Here is a 15,342-nt window from a genome sequence, read left to right on the forward strand (position 1 = left end):
CTAGCGCTGCGCGATGGCGTTGCTGCGGTACGGCGGCAAGGCGTCCACGCTGACGCCCTTGCTGCGCGCGTACAGGGGCAGCACTTGCGCCATGTGGCTGTTCATCTGCGAGATGCGGTCCTTGCCCGACGGGTGAGTCGAGAGGAATTCCGGCGGCGCGCCCGCGCTCACGGCCGCCATCTTCTGCCACAGCACCACGCCGGCGCGCGGATCGAAACCGGCGCGCGCGGCCAGGTCCATGCCGATCAGGTCCGCTTCACGTTCATCGTCGCGCGAAAACTTCAGCATCACGCCCTTGGCCGCCATGTTCGTGGCGGTGCTGGTCAGATTCGGGTCGACGCCGAGCCAGGCCGACAGGCCGGCACCCACCAGCTTCGAGCCGACGGCGGCCAGGTTGCCCTTGCCGGCCTGCGCTTGCGAGTGTTCGCGCAAGGCGTGCGAAATTTCATGGCCCATGACGACGGCCACTTCATCGTCGGTCAGGTTCAGTTTGGTGATGATCCCGCTGTAAAAAGCGATTTGCCCGCCCGGCATGCAAAAGGCGTTGACCTCGTCCGAGTTGAGCAAGTTGATCTGCCAGTTCCAGTTGGCCGCCGCATCGTTCCAGCGCGTGGCAAACGGGATGATGCGCTGGGCGATGGCGCGCAGGCGTTTCACTTGCGGATCGCTGTCCGGCACCAGCGCGTTTTTTTCCTTCGCTTCGTTGACCAGCTGCGTATATTGCTGCTTCGATTCCGCATTGAAATCGGTGCCGCCGGCAAAAATGCGCGACGTCGACAAGGGACGCACCTTGATGCCATCCTGTACCGTTGCCTGCTGGGCGTAGACGGACAGGGGCGCCAGCGCCGTGGCCGCGCACAGGCTGGCCAGGACGGTATAACGTTTAAGGGATATTGGTGCCATTGGCAGACCTCCATGGAGCGATTTTAGGCAGCATCATCATGGCCGGGAAGGCCAGGAAGAAGCACACGATGAAAAACGAGAACCAGCCCAGCTCGGCGACCAGGAAGCCCACCGAGGCATTGATCAGGGTGCGCGGCACGGCGCTCAGGCTGGAAAACAGCGCATATTGCGTGGCCGTGTAGCGCGGGTCCGTGGTGCGCGACAGGAACGCGACAAAGGCGGCCGCACCCAGGCCCAGGCTGGCGAAAGCTTCAAAACCGATCACGGCGCTCAATAGCATGGTGTTCGGCCCCACCTGCGCCAGCCAGGCGAATCCCAGAATCGCGACCGCCTGCAGCGCGCCAAACACCCACAGGCCCCGGTTGATGCCCAGCTTGAGCATCCACACGCCGCCCACCACGCCGCCGGCCAGGCTGGCCCAGAAACCCGTGGTGTTGGCGGCCAGGCCGATCTGCGTCATGGAAAAGCCCAGGTCCAGATAAAACTTCGTCGCCAGCGCCGTCGCCATGCTGTCGCCGATTTTATAGAGTAATACGAAAGCGAGAATCCACATTGCGTTACGCCAACCATCGCGCGCGATGAATTCCTGGAATGGCAAGATGATCGCTTCGCGCATGGTCTTCGGCGGCGAGCCATACACGGTCGGCTCCCTGATCAGCAGGGTGCACACGAGGCCAGGCAGCATGAAGGCGGCCGTGATCCAGAACACGGGCTGCCACGGCATGCGGTCGGCCAGGATCAGCGACAGCGCGCCCGGCACCATGCCCGCCACCTTGTACGCGTTGACGATGACGGCGGCGCCCAGGCCCTGCTCGTTATCGCTGAGGATTTCGCGCCGGTAGGCGTCGATGACGATATCCTGGCTGGCAGACAGAAAGGCCACGCCGCCGGCAGCGGCCGCGATCAGGCCGATCTGGGTGAGCGGATCGAGCATGCCCATGGCGCCGATGGAAAAGAACAGCGCCACCTGCGTCAGGGCCATCCAGCCGCGCCGGCGGCCCAGCCCCAGGATGCGGTAGCGATCCATCAGGGGCGCCCACAGGAATTTCCAGATATACGGGAACTGCACCAGGGCGAACAGCCCCAGCGCCTTCACGTTCAATCCCGACTTGGCCAGCCATGCCTGCAGCAGATACAGCAGGATGAACAGGGGCAGGCCGGAACTGAAGCCCAGCACCAGCACGGCCAGCATGCGGCCATTGGCATAGGAACGCCAGCCTGGTGCCGGGCTTGTGCTCATCAATGCACCGCTTTTTTACGCAGGCGGAAGACGGCTAGGTCGCCGCGCAGGTTCGGCAGCACGGAAACCATCTTGCCTTCGGCCAGGGCCACGCATTCGATCACTTCCAGGCCGCATTCCTCGGCCAGTTCGCGGAAGTCGTTGATGGTTGCGCAGCGCACGTTGGGCGTGTCGTACCACTGGTAGGGCAACGATTTCGACACGGGCATGCGCCCTTTCAGCAATGCCACGCGGTGCGGCCAGTAGGCGAAGTTGGGGAACGAGACGATGGCCTCGGCGCCCACGCGCACGATGTCGCGCAGCAGCGGCTCGACCTGCTTCATCATCTGCAGGGACGACAGGCACAGCACCGTATCGAAGCTGTTGTCGCCAAAGACGGCCAGGCCCTTTTCCATGTCCTGCTGGATCACATTGACGCCGCGCAAAGTACTGGCCAATACCTTGTCGTCGGCGATCTCGATGCCGTAACCGCTGCACTCCTTGTCGCTTTGCAGATATTGCAGCATCACGCCGTCGCCGCAGCCCACGTCCAGCACATGCGCGTTGTCCGGCACCCAGTGGGCGATGAAGGCCAGGTCGGGGCGCAGCGCGCTCAATTCGTCAAAAGTCATGCGGTCTCCTTGGCGCCCTGGCGGACGGCGGTGTGCTGTGCAGGAGCGGGCAAGCCCGCCCCGATGTCGTTCCATACCTGGCCATAGTAGGCGCGCACCATGTTCATGTAGCGCGCATCTTCCAGCAGGAAGGCGTCGTGGCCGTGCGGCGCGTCGATTTCCGCATACGTGACCTGGCGGCGGTTGCAGACGAGCGCCTCGACGATTTCCCGGCTGCGCTCGGGCGAGAAGCGCCAGTCGGTGGAAAACGAGGCAAGGAAGAACTTGGCCTTGGTGCCCGACAGGGCCTTGGCCAGGTCACCGCCGTGTGCGCGCGCCGGGTCGAAATAATCGAGCGCCTTGGTGATCAACAGATACGTGTTGGCGTCGAAGTATTCGGAGAATTTGTCGCCCTGGTAGCGCAAATACGATTCGATCTCGAAATCGATGCCGAAGCCGAACTTGTAATCGCCCGTCTGCGCCGCATCGCGCAGCTTGCGGCCGAATTTCTCGGCCATGTCGTCATTCGACAGATAGGTGATATGGCCCACCATGCGCGCCACGCGCAAGCCGTTCTTCGGCACCACGCCGTGGGCATAGAAGTCGCCGCCATGGTAATCGGGGTCGGACAGGATGGCCTGGCGGGCCACGTCATTGAAAGCGATGTTTTGCGCCGACAGCTTGGCGGTCGAGGCGATCACCACGCAGTGGCGCAGCCGCTCGGGGAACATGATGCTCCACGCCAGCGCCTGCATGCCGCCCAGCGAGCCGCCCATCACGGCGGCGAACTGCGTGATGCCCAGTTCATCGGCCAGCCGCGCCTGCGCGCTGACCCAGTCTTCCACCGTGACGACGGGGAAGGAGGCGCCATACGGCTTGCCGGTGGCGGGATTGGTGTGCATGGGGCCCGTCGAACCGAAGCAGGAACCCAGGTTGTTGACGCCGATGACGAAAAATTTGTTGGTGTCGAGCGGCTTGCCCGGTCCCACCATATTGTCCCACCAGCCCGTGCTTTTCGGTTCATCCACGTAGACGCCGGCCACGTGGTGCGAGGCGTTCAGGGCGTGGCAGACCAGCACCGCGTTCGATTTGTCGGCGTTCAGGGTGCCGTAGGTTTCATACATCAACATATAGTCTTGCAGCGATGCTCCGCTTTGCAGCTGCAAGGGTTGCGCAAAATACATGGTTTGCGGCGAAACAATTCCAATGGATGACATGTGTGTCGGTTTATAAAAGGGGGGCGGCCCCACGGGCCATGGTCGATGCAGCACCGCGATGATAGGTGCTGCAACTTTAGCATCAGGACACCTCTTGCCGCGCGCGAGGTGTCCTGATGCTGATAAGGTGACAGTTTACATGAGCTGCAGTTGCTGGACAGCTTCCGCGATCACATTTGGTTCCATGGAACGCATAATTTTGCGCATTTGTGGCGCAATCAGGCCAAGATCGCTGTTGAGTATCTCTTGCTTGACCGCCAACAGCTGGGCCGGATGCATGGAAAACTCGCGCAGCCCCATGCCCAGCAGCAAGCGCGTGAGCTTCACGTCGCCCGCCATCTCGCCACAGACTGCCACGTCGATGCCCGCCTTGTGGCCGGCGGCGATCGTCATGGAGATCAGTTGCAGCACGGCCGGATGCAGCGGATTGTACAAATGCGCCACTTCATAGTCGACGCGGTCGATGGCCAAGGTGTACTGGATCAGGTCATTCGTGCCGATCGACAGGAAGTCCATGCGCTTGACGAACATGGGCAAGGCCAGCGCGGCGGCGGGAATCTCGATCATGGCGCCCACTTCGACCTCGTCGTCGAACTTGACGCCGTCCTCGCGCAGGCTGGCCTTCGCTTGCGCGATCATGGCCAGCGACTGGTCGATCTCGAACGCATGCGCCAGCATGGGAATCAGGATGCGCACCTTGCCGAAGGCGGAGGCGCGCAAAATGGCGCGCAGCTGCGTCAGGAACAGCTGCGGCTCGGCCAGGCAGTAGCGGATGGCGCGCAAGCCCAGGGCGGGATTCAAGGCCGTATGGTCGGACTGGTCGAGCGGCTTGTCGGCGCCAATGTCGAGCGTGCGGATGGTCACCACGCGCCCCTTCATCGATTGCACCGTGTTGCGGTAAGCCTCGAACTGCTCGTCCTCGGTGGGAATCTTGTGCGCGCGGCCCATGAACAGGAATTCGGAGCGGAACAGGCCCACGCCGCTGGCGCCCGATTCCAGCGCGAACGGGCAATCCTCGGGCAGTTCAATATTCGCCAGCAAGGTAATCGGCGTGCCGCACCTGGTGACGGCCGGCGTCTTTTTCAGCTTGCCCAGCTTCTTGCGCGCGCGCTGCATGGCCACCTGGCGCTCGCGGTACTGTTCCAGCACCAGGGGACTGGGGTTGGCGATCACCACGCCCGCGTCGCCGTCGATGATCAGCCAGTCGTCCTGCTCGATCAGCATCGACGCCTGCGACATGCCGACGGCAGCCGGGATATCCAGGCTGCGCGCGACGATGGCCGTGTGCGAGTTCTGGCCGCCCACGTCGGTGATGAAGCCGATGAAGGAGCGGTCGCGGAACTGCAGCATGTCGGCCGGCGAGATATCGTGGGCGACGACAATCATCTGCGCCAGCAATTCATCGTCGGCGGCCGCTTTCGGCAGCAGCTGTTCCGTGCCCAGCAAGACCTTCAGCACGCGTTCGGCCACTTGCTGGATGTCGGCCTTGCGTTCGCGCAAATACGGGTCTTCGATTTCGTCGAACTGCGCCGATAATTCATCAATCTGCGTCAACAGCGCCCATTCGGCGTTGTAGTGGCGCGAACGGATGATGTCGAGCGGCGCTTCGGCGATCATCGGGTCCGACAGGATCAGCGCATGCACGTCGATGAACGCGCCCAGTTCCGTGGGGGCGTCCTTCGGCAGCTCGTTCCACAGGGTTTGCAGCTCCTTGTGGACGGCGGCGATGGCGTTTTGCAAACGCTGGACTTCCGCTTCGATCTGTTCCTGGGCGACCAGGTAGTGTTTGACGTCAAGGGCGGCCGGCGCCAGCAGATGCGCGCGGCCAATGGCGATGCCGCGGGAGACCGGGATGCCGTGGAGCGTGAAAGATGCCATGGGGTGACCTGTCGGAATGCGGCTGCGGCTGCGTTCGGCGGGCATTACTCGCCTTCGCCAAACCTGTCATTAATCAGGGCGGTGAGCGCATCGACACATGCCTGCTCATCATCGCCCTCGGCTTCCAGGGTCACTTTTGCGCCCTTGCCGGCGGCCAGCATCATCACGCCCATGATGGACTTGGCGTTGATGCGGCGCGCGTTGCGGGTCAGCCAGACGTCGCTCTTGAACTTGGCGGCGAGCTGGGTAAATTTGGCGGAGGCGCGTGCGTGCAATCCCAGCTTGTTGATGATTTCGAGTTCTCTTTGAATCATTTTTGTATGGTCTCTATCCCTGAATGCACTACGCTGATGACAATCTTGGCCTATAAAAACCGCCGCCTTCAGGGCGGCGGCCATGCACTTCCTTATTCTCCCACGCGGATGCGGTTATCGACGCGCACGGCGCCGCTTTGCGCACCGGCCAGCGCCATCTCCACCACCACGTCGAGCGTGTCGCGGCGATACGTGATGGCGCGCAGCAGCATCGGCAGGCTGATGCCGGCGATGACTTCCACCCGCCCCGCATCGGCCAGCTTGTTGCAGCAGTTCGACGGCGTGCCGCCCTTCACGTCGGTAATCACCAGCACGCCGGAGCCGTCGTCGAGGCGGCAGATGGCGTCCGACGCCAGCTTTTGCACTTCCGCCAGGTCCTGGTCGGCGACGACGTCGATGGCTTCAAACCGTTCCGTTGGCCCGCGAAACACATGCGCGCAGGCGGCGATGAAGGCCTGTCCCAGCGGTGCATGTGTCATGAGCAAAATCCCTACCATAGTCATTTCACCTTCTAGCGCTGCTGCGCTTGCGCAACGCCATGCTCGACGGCGTCGACAAACATGGCCGCCACGTCAAAGCCCGTCTGCTGCATGATTTCCTGGAAGCAAGTCGGGCTGGTGACATTGACTTCCGTCAGATAGTCGCCGATCACGTCCAATCCTACCAGCATCAGGCCACGCGCGGCCAGGATCGGGCCCAGCTTTTCCGCGATTTCCAGGTCGCGCGCCGTCAAGGGTTGCGCCACGCCCGTGCCGCCGGCGGCCAGGTTGCCCCGCACTTCCCCCGCCTGCGGGATACGCGCCAGCGAAAACGGCACCGGCTTGCCGCCGATGACGAGGATGCGCTTGTCGCCCTTGACGATGTCGGGAATAAACCGCTGCGCCATGATGGTCTGCGCGCCATTCTCGCTCAGGATCTCGATGATGGCGCCCAGGTTCAGGCCATCGGCCTTGACGCGGAAGATGCCCGTGCCGCCCATGCCGTCGAGCGGCTTGAAGATGACGTCCTGGTGCTTGGCGTGGAAAGCGCGCAGGCGCGCTTCGTTCGACGTCACCAGGGTCGGCGAGGTGAATTCGGAAAACTGGGCAATGGCCAGCTTTTCATTGTTGTCGCGGATGGCGGACGGCTTGTTGAAGACGTGCGCGCCCTGCTTTTCCGCCAGTTCCAGCAGATACGTACCGTACACGTACTCCATGTCGAACGGCGGGTCCTTGCGCTCGATGATGGCGTCCAGGGCCGACAGGCGCACTTCTTCGGTGGAAACGACCTTGTACCAGTCGCGCTCGTCGCCCGTCAGCTCGATATGTTTCACCAGTGCCGTGACGATGCCCTCTTCCAGCGCCATGTCCTTCTGTTCGAAGGCGTACACGGCGTGGCCGCGTTTGGCCGCCTCGCGCATCATGGCGAAGGTGGAATCTTTGTAAGTCTTGAAGCCTGCCAGCGGGTCGGCAAGGAATGCAATTTTCATGGTGCGTCCAATCGGGGAGCCTGGATAAGGAATGCTTGATTCTAGCCGAGATCGCCGGGCGCGGTAGTCACCGCGCCCGGCAAGCCGCAGGGATGGATCAATACACCTCGGGATTCGGGTCCGTGCGCTCCATTTCCAGCGACGCGGCCAGCAAGGCCAGGCGCGCCACCACGCCATACACATAGAAGCGGTTCGGCGCGGCCGTGCCCGGCTTGGCCTTCAAGTCCGGCACGGCATGCTGCTGGGCAAATGCCAGCGGCACGTACTGCGAGCCGGGCGCGTTCAGGTTCTGGTCCACGCCCTTTTCCGCGTGCACGCGGTAGAAACCGCCCACCACATAGCGGTCGATCATGTACACGACCGGCTCGGCCACGGCATCCTTGATGCTTTCAAAGGTCGGCACGCCTTCCTGGATGATGACATCGGTGACAACCTTGCCGTCCTTGACAATGGACATCTTGTCGCGCTGCTTGCGCGACAGGTCACGCACTTCGCCGGCGTCGCGCACCGTCATGATGCCCGTGCCATACGTGCCCGCATCGGGCTTGACGATGACGAAGGGCTTTTCCTTGATGCCGTATTCCTTGTATTTCTTGCGGATCTTGGCCAGCAGCACGTCGACGCTGGCGGCCAGCGCATCTTCGCCCTCGCCTTCCTGGAAGTTCACGTCGCTGCACTTGGCGTGGAAGGGGTTGAGCATCCACGGGTCGACATCGATCATCTTGCCGAATTTTTTCACCACTTCATCGTAGGCCGTGTAGTGGTTGCTCTTGCGGCGCAAGGCCCAGCCCGCATGCAAGGGCGGCAGCAGGCTTTGCTCATGAATATTTTGCAAGATATCGGGAATGCCGTCCGACAAGTCGTTATTCAGCAGAATCGTGCACGGGTCGAAATCCTTCAAGCCCAGGCGGCGGCCATTGTTCAGGCGCACGAGGGGCTCGATGACGAGCATGTTGCCATCTGGCAACGCCAACGGTGTCGGCTGGGTGATGTCGGGCGACCAGGAACCGAAGCGCACGTGCAGCCCCGTCTGGCGGAAGATCTGCATCAATCGCGCCACGTTTTGCAGGTATTGCGGCGTGGTGTTGTGCAATTCCGGCACGATCAGCAGGTTGCGGGCATCCGGGCAATACTTGTCGATGGCGGCCATGGCCGCCTGCACGGACAAGGGCAGCATTTCCGTCGCCAGATTGTGGAAACCGCCAGGGAACAGATTGGTATCGACGGGCGCCAGCTTGTAGCCCGCATTACGCAAGTCTACCGAGCAATAGAAGGGCGGCGTGTGCTCTTGCCACTCCATGCGAAACCAGCGCTCAATGGCCGGCGTCGCGGCCAGAATCTTTTTTTCGAGGTCGAGCAGCGGTCCGGTCAGGGCCGTGACGAGATGGGGAACCATAGTTACATCCTTAAATTATGTGCAGTATTCAAAAAAGCACACAGAACTGCCGACTATATTACCGTGTAAGTACCCCAAATCGGGGCAAAAGCCTTGTTTTAAAGACCTTTTCCATTCCCATAACGAAAAAAAGGCGCCTCAATGAGGCGCCTTTTCCAGCAGGACATGCCGCGCCGGGGCGCTGGCATGCCAGATAATTGCTATTTAGCCATGATAAGCTTGCTCGCCGTGGCTGGTGATATCGAGGCCTTCGCGCTCTTCCTCTTCCGGTACGCGCAGGCCGATGACGATGTCGACCAGTTTATAGGCAACGAGGGAAACCAGGGCCGACCAGAGGATGGTGGTGCCGACCGCTTGCGCCTGCACCCACACCTGATGGCCGATCGAGTACGGATCCGCCGACATCTTGTTGGTGACATAGTCGAAGATGCCCTGGCCGCCCAGTTGTGGTGCAGCAAACACGCCCGTCAGCAAGGCGCCCAGGATACCGCCCACGCCATGCACGCCGAATACGTCGAGCGAATCGTCGGCGCCGATCAGGCGTTTCAGGCCATTCACGCCCCACAGGCAGACGACACCGGCCAGCAAGCCGATGACCAGGCCGCCCATCGGGCCGACAAAGCCGGCCGCCGGGGTGATCGCCACCAGGCCGGCCACGGCGCCGGACGCGCCACCGAGCATGGAAGGCTTGCCCTTGGAAATCCATTCGCCAAACACCCACGACAGGGTGGCGGCAGCCGTTGCCAGCAAGGTATTGACGAAGGCCAAAGCCGCCACGTCGCCTGCTTCCAGCGAGGAACCGGCATTGAAACCGAACCAGCCCACCCACAGCAGCGACGCGCCGATCATGGTCATCGTCAGCGAGTGCGGCGCCATCGATTCGCGGCCGTAACCGACGCGCTTGCCGATCATGATGGCGCCCACCAGGCCGGCGACAGCGGCGTTGATGTGCACCACGGTGCCGCCGGCGAAGTCCAGCGCGCCTTTTTGCCAGATCCAGCCCGCCTTCAGGGCTTCGCTGGCCGAGGTGGCGGCATTGGTGATCAGGTCAGGACCGGTCCAGAACCACACCATGTGGGCCGCTGGCAGGTAGGCGAACGTGAACCACAGCACGACGAAGGCCAGCACGGCGGCAAACTTGGCGCGCTCGGCAAAGGCGCCGACGATCAGCGCGCAGGTGATGGCGGCAAATGTGCCCTGGAAAGCGACGAAGACGAACTCGGGAATGACGACGCCCTTGCTGAAGGTGGCGGCGGCGGCAAACGTGCCCTTGGCCGGATCCCAGATGCCGTTCAGGAACAGGCGGTCGAAGCCACCGAAGAAGGCGGTTTTTTCCGTGAAGGCGATCGAGTAGCCGTAGATGCACCACAGCACGATGACCAGCGCGAACACCATGAACACCTGCATCAGCACCGACAGCATGTTTTTCGAGCGCACCAGGCCGCCGTAGAACAGGGCCAGGCCGGGGATCGTCATCAAGATCACCAGCAAGGTGCTGATCATCATGAAACTGGTGTCGCCCTTGTTGGCAACGGGCGCGGCGGCTGGCGCGGCAGCGGCCGGGGCCGGAGCGGCGGCAGCCGGAGCGGCGGCGTCAGGCACGGGCGTCACGGCCGGAGCGGCGACGGCCGCGGTCGTGGCAGCCTCCGTCTTGGCGGGCGCATCGGCAAAGCTCGGCGTGGCGACACCAAACGCACACAGACAGGCTATCCCGGCTAGCAATTTTGTTATATTTTTATGCATCAATATTCCCCTTAGAGCGCTTCGTTGCCGGTTTCACCGGTACGGATGCGGATGACCTGTTCCAGGTTGTAGACGAAAATCTTGCCATCACCGATTTTACCGGTACGCGCGGCGCCTTCGATCGCTTCGATGGCCTGGTCGACAATGGCGTCATCGACGGCCGCTTCAATCTTGGTTTTTGGCAAGAAATCAACGACATACTCGGCGCCACGGTAGAGTTCCGTGTGACCTTTCTGGCGGCCGAAACCCTTGACTTCCGTGACGGTAATGCCTTGCACATTGATAGCCGACAAGGCTTCGCGTACTTCGTCCAGTTTGAACGGTTTAATGATTGCAGTAATCATTTTCATGGCTGTCTCGCTTAAAAGGTTTTCGATACGGTCAGCACGAGACCGGATTTCGCCAGATTCTTGCCATTCGGTGCCAACGATACGATATTGGCCTTGACGACCGCCAGGGCAACGGTCGCCATGCCGAAGTCCTTGGTCACGCCGATCTTGTAATCGCTGTAGCTGAGGGAATCGTTGTGCTCAACCTTCTGGCGCCCGGCGTGCAGATTCAAGATGTAACCGTCGTGCACCTCGACGTTGGCGCCCACGTCGAGGTAGCCGCTGTTCTTGCTGTCGGCCACGCCGAACAGATTGGTGGTCGAATGCGAGTACTTGATGTACGCGGGGCCATAGCCCAGCTGGCCGTACAGCTCGAAGGTGTTGGCATTGGTGCTCAGTCCATTCGATGGGTAGAAGTAGTACAGGCCGCCCACGTCATAGGTAAAATCCTTGCTGATCTCGCCCCGCTTGCCGCCGTAGATATCCCATTCCAGATTGGTATCGCCGCCGCCGTCCTTGATCCATTTGATACTCGACAGCCAGGTGCCCACATACAGGCCCGTCGGGTTATGGGTATAGTCGGCACCGCCGCTGATGGCCGGGTTCAAGCGGCTTTGCGAGATGCCGCGGTAACGGTAGTCGCTGGTCAGCGCCACGTTGTAGCTCACCACGTTATCAGGTACCGCTTCGGCCGCAGCAGGCGCCGCCACTGCATCCTGGGCCATGGCGCTACCGCACAAGGCGGTCATGGCCAGCGTCAACGCTGCAGCTAAAGTCATGTTCTTGGACAGATTCTTCATGGCGATTCCCTTTTATTGAACTTTTAAAGCGGTTGAGGTTTAAAATCTTGGCTGGAGATCACAAAGCGTTCATACCTTCTTTAGCAGAATACGTGCCAGCTCTATTGCCACCTTGACAGGTGCATTTCCGTCCATACATACCCTGCACACGGCCAGGAATGCGGCAACGGACTGCTGAAGCACAATGAAGCGCCCAGTTTCGCACCAGATTAACGCCGCTGTGCACCGCAATGGTGCGATGCACCGGCCGCACCATAAAAGGACTGACCATGGACATGAATACCTTCTTTAACGACTTGCAGGGCAAGATCCATCAAGCCATCGAAAACTCGCCGGCCAAGGATATCGAGAAAAATGTGAAATCGATGATGACCCAGGGCTTCGCCCGCCTCGATCTCGTCACGCGCGAGGAATTCGATATCCAGGCGCAAGTACTGGCCAAGACCCGTGCCAAACTGGATGCACTGGAATTGCGTCTGATCGAACTGGAAACGCGCCTGAACGATCCAAAAGCCTGAACCGCTGCTGCACGCAGGGCGCCGTAATCGGCGACCTTGCTGGCATACCTCAAGCCTCACACCTTTTCAAGCGCTAGACTGATCCTGCCCGCGTCCGCGCTACAGGGGAGTCTGATGAGCCTGGCCGTCCTGAAAAGCCGCGCCCTGGCCGGCATGGAGGCGCCCGAGGTAAGTGTCGAAGTCCACCTTGCCAATGGCTTGCCTTCGTTTACGATAGTCGGCCTGCCGGATACGGAAGTGAAGGAGTCGCGCGACCGCGTGCGTGCCGCGTTGCAAAACTGCGGCTTCGAGATGCCGGCGCGGCGCATCACGGCCAATCTGGCGCCGGCAGACTTGCCCAAGGAATCGGGCCGCTTCGACTTGCCCATCGCACTGGGCATCCTGGCTGCCTCCGGCCAGTTGCCGGGCGACCAATTACAGCACTATGAATTCGCGGGCGAACTGTCGCTGTCTGGCCAGTTGCGTCCCATCCGCGGCGCCCTGGCCATGACCTTTGCCATGCAGCGCAGCCAGTCGGGCACGCCACGCGCCTTCATCTTGCCGCAGGCGAACGCGGACGAGGCGGCTCTCGTCAGCGATGCCTGCATCTATCCCGCCCACAGCCTGCTCGAGGTCTGTGCGCATTTTGCCAGGCACGCCAGCCAGACTGCCCTGCAACGCCACCAGCCCGTGCTGGCACCGCACGCTTTTCCCTATCCCGACTTTGCCGACGTGCAAGGGCAGCTGCAGGCACGACGCGCACTGGAAGTGGCGGCAGCGGGCGGTCACAACATCCTGATGGTGGGACCACCGGGCGCAGGCAAGACCATGCTGGCCAGCCGCTTCCCCGGCGTGCTGCCGCCCATGAGCGATGAAGAGGCGCTGGAATCGGCGGCCGTGCATTCGCTGGGTAGCCACTTCAAGGTGGAGCATTGGAAACGGCGGCCCTATCGCGCCCCGCACCAGACGGCGTCCGGCGTAGCCCTGGTGGGCGGCGGCAACGTGCCGCGGCCAGGTGAAATCTCGCTGGCCCACTGCGGCGTGCTGTTTCTTGATGAAATTGCCGAATTCCACCGCCGGGTGCTCGACGTGCTGCGCCAGCCCATGGAATCGGGCGTGATCAGCATTTCACGCGCGGCACGCCAGGCCGAGTTTCCTGCCCGTTTTCAATTGATCGCCGCCATGAATCCCTGCCCGTGCGGCTATCTGGGCCACGCTTCCGGTCGTTGCCGCTGTACGCCAGACGCCGTATTGCGCTATCACAATCGTCTGTCGGGCCCCCTGCTCGACCGTATCGACCTGCAGATTGAAGTGGCCGCCATGCCGCCGACGGCGCTGGGGCGACGTGCAGGCGCCGGCGAAAGTACGCAAGCGATCGCCGCGCGGGTAGCGGCAGCCTATGCCTTGCAGTTGGCACGTCAGGGAAAAGCGAACCAGCAGCTGAGCAACACAGAAATCGAACAACATTGTCGCCTGGAACCACATGGCGAACAGTTGTTGCATGGCGCCATGACGCGCCTGCACTGGTCGGCGCGCACCTACCACCGGGTGCTGCGCGTGTCGCGCAGTATCGCGGACCTGGCGGGCAGCCCCGCCATCACGCAACCGCATGTTGCCGAAGCGATCCAGTACCGGCGCGTACTGCGCGAGATATAAGGCAAGCGGTGAACCCCGCACGTGCGCGATTGCGCGTGATTGGCAGCGCTGCTACCATCTGCTGATGAAAAAAACATCACTTGCCCTCTTTCTGGCTACGTTCGCGGCCGCCAGCGTCCTGTCCGCCTGCAGTCCGAAATTCGACTGGCGCGACTATCGCAGCCCCGACGCCCAGTTTACGGCCCTGTTTCCGGGCAAGCCGGCCGTGCTGACGCGCGAGATCGATCTCGACGGCAAGAAAGTCAGCCTGACCATGACGGCGAGCGAGGTCGATGGCAATACCTTCGCCATCGGCAGCGCCGTGCTCGACAGTGCGGAACAGGCACAAACGGCCCTGCCCGCCATGCAGACAGCCCTGTTGAAAAATATCAATGGTGTCGTGCGCAGCGAGAAATCCGCATCGACGGCCAGCAGCACGGCGGCCGGCAGCCATCAACGCAGCGCGCTGAGCGTCGAAGCGACGGGAACGCAGCAGGGCAAGCCGGTCCTGCTGGTCGGCCGTTTTGTGGCGCAGGACAAACACATCTTCCAGATCATCATACTCGGTGAAGAAAGCAAGCTGTCGCGTGACACCATCGACACTTTCATGGACTCGGTGAAACTGGATTGAGACTTAACGATCGCTTAAACGGATGTTTTCACGGTAAACACGCTCTTGTAAATACGTGCGTTGTCCAACAGATGGCCCTATCCGGCTTGCAAATGTGCAATCCGGGCAATCGGACGGCCTGTGCGACATTTCAAGTCGTGATATTGTTTCGACACTAACAACAAGTTTCAGAAAGCGCTTATGTTGATCTCATTCAAATCCAAATCCTCCCCAGAAGTACTGATGTACCAGGAACATGCCCAACGCATCCTCGACATCCTGCACAAGAACCCCACGCGCGGCGTCATCACGCCAGCGGAAGCGGGCGATGCCCTGGCCCTGCTGGAAAAAGAAGTCGCGGAAAGCAAATTGCATCCGGAAAACGACATCGAACACGATGCGCATACCCCGGAAACGCTGGAAGATGGCGAAACGGGCGCTCATGCGCGCGCGCAAAAAGTACATTTTTCGCAGCGCGCCTATCCCTTGATGGAAATGCTGCGCTCGGCCAAGGCGGAAAATGAAAGCATCACCTGGGGCATCTGATCCGATGAATGCTGCAGACGAAAAAAAACCCCGCACACGCGGGGTTTTTTTATATAACAAGCCTGACGATAACCTACTTTCACACTGGTTGCAGCACTATCATCGGCGCAAAGTTGTTTCACGGTCCTGTTCGGGATGGGAAGGGGTGGGACCAACTTGCTATGGTCATCAGGCAT

At 61.4% G+C, this 15,342-nt stretch carries 16 protein-coding genes and 1 rRNA gene; 4 read left to right on the forward strand and 13 right to left on the reverse strand.

Annotated features, from left to right (window positions below; all coding sequences use genetic code 11):
* From OX460_RS26680 to OX460_RS26735, 12 genes are all read right to left on the reverse strand, one after another.
* Positions 1 to 903: a M48 family metallopeptidase gene (locus OX460_RS26680; protein WP_289900460.1), complete on the reverse strand. Its 903-nt coding sequence runs from the start codon at positions 901 to 903 to the stop codon at positions 1 to 3.
* On the reverse strand, positions 884 to 2,143 hold the full coding sequence (locus OX460_RS26685; protein WP_289900461.1) for an AmpG family muropeptide MFS transporter: 1,260 nt from the start codon (positions 2,141 to 2,143) through the stop codon (positions 884 to 886). The genes OX460_RS26680 and OX460_RS26685 overlap by 20 nt, the downstream gene beginning before the upstream one ends.
* On the reverse strand, positions 2,143 to 2,754 hold the full coding sequence (gene metW / locus OX460_RS26690; protein WP_099665555.1) for a methionine biosynthesis protein MetW: 612 nt from the start codon (positions 2,752 to 2,754) through the stop codon (positions 2,143 to 2,145). The genes OX460_RS26685 and metW overlap by 1 nt, the downstream gene beginning before the upstream one ends.
* Positions 2,751 to 3,950 (reverse strand): homoserine O-acetyltransferase, encoded by a 1,200-nt coding sequence (locus tag OX460_RS26695; RefSeq protein WP_289900462.1) that lies wholly within the window; start codon positions 3,948 to 3,950, stop codon positions 2,751 to 2,753. The genes metW and OX460_RS26695 overlap by 4 nt, the downstream gene beginning before the upstream one ends.
* Before the next feature lie 135 nt (positions 3,951 to 4,085).
* Positions 4,086 to 5,828, reverse strand: coding sequence for a phosphoenolpyruvate--protein phosphotransferase (ptsP, locus tag OX460_RS26700; protein ID WP_077408955.1), 1,743 nt, complete (start codon positions 5,826 to 5,828; stop codon positions 4,086 to 4,088).
* A 44-nt stretch (positions 5,829 to 5,872) separates the two neighbouring features.
* Positions 5,873 to 6,142: an HPr family phosphocarrier protein gene (locus OX460_RS26705; RefSeq protein WP_034749416.1), complete on the reverse strand. Its 270-nt coding sequence runs from the start codon at positions 6,140 to 6,142 to the stop codon at positions 5,873 to 5,875.
* Between the two features lie 92 nt (positions 6,143 to 6,234).
* On the reverse strand, positions 6,235 to 6,639 hold the full coding sequence (locus OX460_RS26710; protein ID WP_035824452.1) for a PTS fructose transporter subunit IIA: 405 nt from the start codon (positions 6,637 to 6,639) through the stop codon (positions 6,235 to 6,237).
* 14 nt (positions 6,640 to 6,653) lie between these two features.
* A complete protein-coding gene (gene gshB / locus OX460_RS26715) occupies positions 6,654 to 7,610 on the reverse strand; it encodes a glutathione synthase (RefSeq protein ID WP_289900463.1) in 957 nt (318 codons plus the stop codon).
* 97 nt (positions 7,611 to 7,707) lie between these two features.
* Positions 7,708 to 9,006, reverse strand: a complete 1,299-nt coding sequence (gshA, locus tag OX460_RS26720) for a glutamate--cysteine ligase (RefSeq protein WP_289900464.1) — start codon at positions 9,004 to 9,006, stop codon at positions 7,708 to 7,710.
* Positions 9,007 to 9,210: 204 nt separating this feature from the next.
* A complete protein-coding gene (amt, locus tag OX460_RS26725) occupies positions 9,211 to 10,749 on the reverse strand; it encodes an ammonium transporter (RefSeq protein ID WP_289900465.1) in 1,539 nt (512 codons plus the stop codon).
* 11 nt (positions 10,750 to 10,760) lie between these two features.
* A complete protein-coding gene (locus OX460_RS26730; protein WP_010393464.1) occupies positions 10,761 to 11,099 on the reverse strand; it encodes a P-II family nitrogen regulator in 339 nt (112 codons plus the stop codon).
* A gap of 11 nt (positions 11,100 to 11,110) precedes the next feature.
* Positions 11,111 to 11,878: a TorF family putative porin gene (locus OX460_RS26735; protein ID WP_251350963.1), complete on the reverse strand. Its 768-nt coding sequence runs from the start codon at positions 11,876 to 11,878 to the stop codon at positions 11,111 to 11,113.
* A 269-nt stretch (positions 11,879 to 12,147) separates the two neighbouring features.
* Here OX460_RS26735 and OX460_RS26740 point away from each other — a divergent pair, with 269 nt between their 5' ends.
* The 4 genes from OX460_RS26740 to OX460_RS26755 all read left to right on the forward strand — a co-directional run bounded on the left by OX460_RS26740 (position 12,148) and on the right by OX460_RS26755 (position 15,166).
* On the forward strand, positions 12,148 to 12,396 hold the full coding sequence (locus OX460_RS26740) for an accessory factor UbiK family protein (RefSeq protein WP_035824443.1): 249 nt from the start codon (positions 12,148 to 12,150) through the stop codon (positions 12,394 to 12,396).
* 114 nt (positions 12,397 to 12,510) lie between these two features.
* On the forward strand, positions 12,511 to 14,031 hold the full coding sequence (locus tag OX460_RS26745; protein ID WP_289900466.1) for a YifB family Mg chelatase-like AAA ATPase: 1,521 nt from the start codon (positions 12,511 to 12,513) through the stop codon (positions 14,029 to 14,031).
* Between the two features lie 64 nt (positions 14,032 to 14,095).
* Positions 14,096 to 14,641 carry a hypothetical protein gene (locus OX460_RS26750; RefSeq protein ID WP_289900467.1) on the forward strand — a complete coding sequence of 182 codons (546 nt, stop codon included), beginning with the start codon at positions 14,096 to 14,098 and terminating at the stop codon, positions 14,639 to 14,641.
* Positions 14,642 to 14,821: 180 nt separating this feature from the next.
* Positions 14,822 to 15,166 (forward strand): DUF1840 domain-containing protein, encoded by a 345-nt coding sequence (locus OX460_RS26755; protein ID WP_034749443.1) that lies wholly within the window; start codon positions 14,822 to 14,824, stop codon positions 15,164 to 15,166.
* A 60-nt stretch (positions 15,167 to 15,226) separates the two neighbouring features.
* Here the strand turns inward: OX460_RS26755 and rrf are convergent.
* A 5S ribosomal RNA gene (rrf, locus tag OX460_RS26760) occupies positions 15,227 to 15,339 on the reverse strand.
* Between the last annotated feature and the right edge of the window lie 3 nt (positions 15,340 to 15,342).

It is taken from the genome of Janthinobacterium sp. SUN033 (assembly GCF_030397595.1).
GTDB classification, from domain to species: domain Bacteria; phylum Pseudomonadota; class Gammaproteobacteria; order Burkholderiales; family Burkholderiaceae_D; genus Janthinobacterium; species Janthinobacterium kumbetense.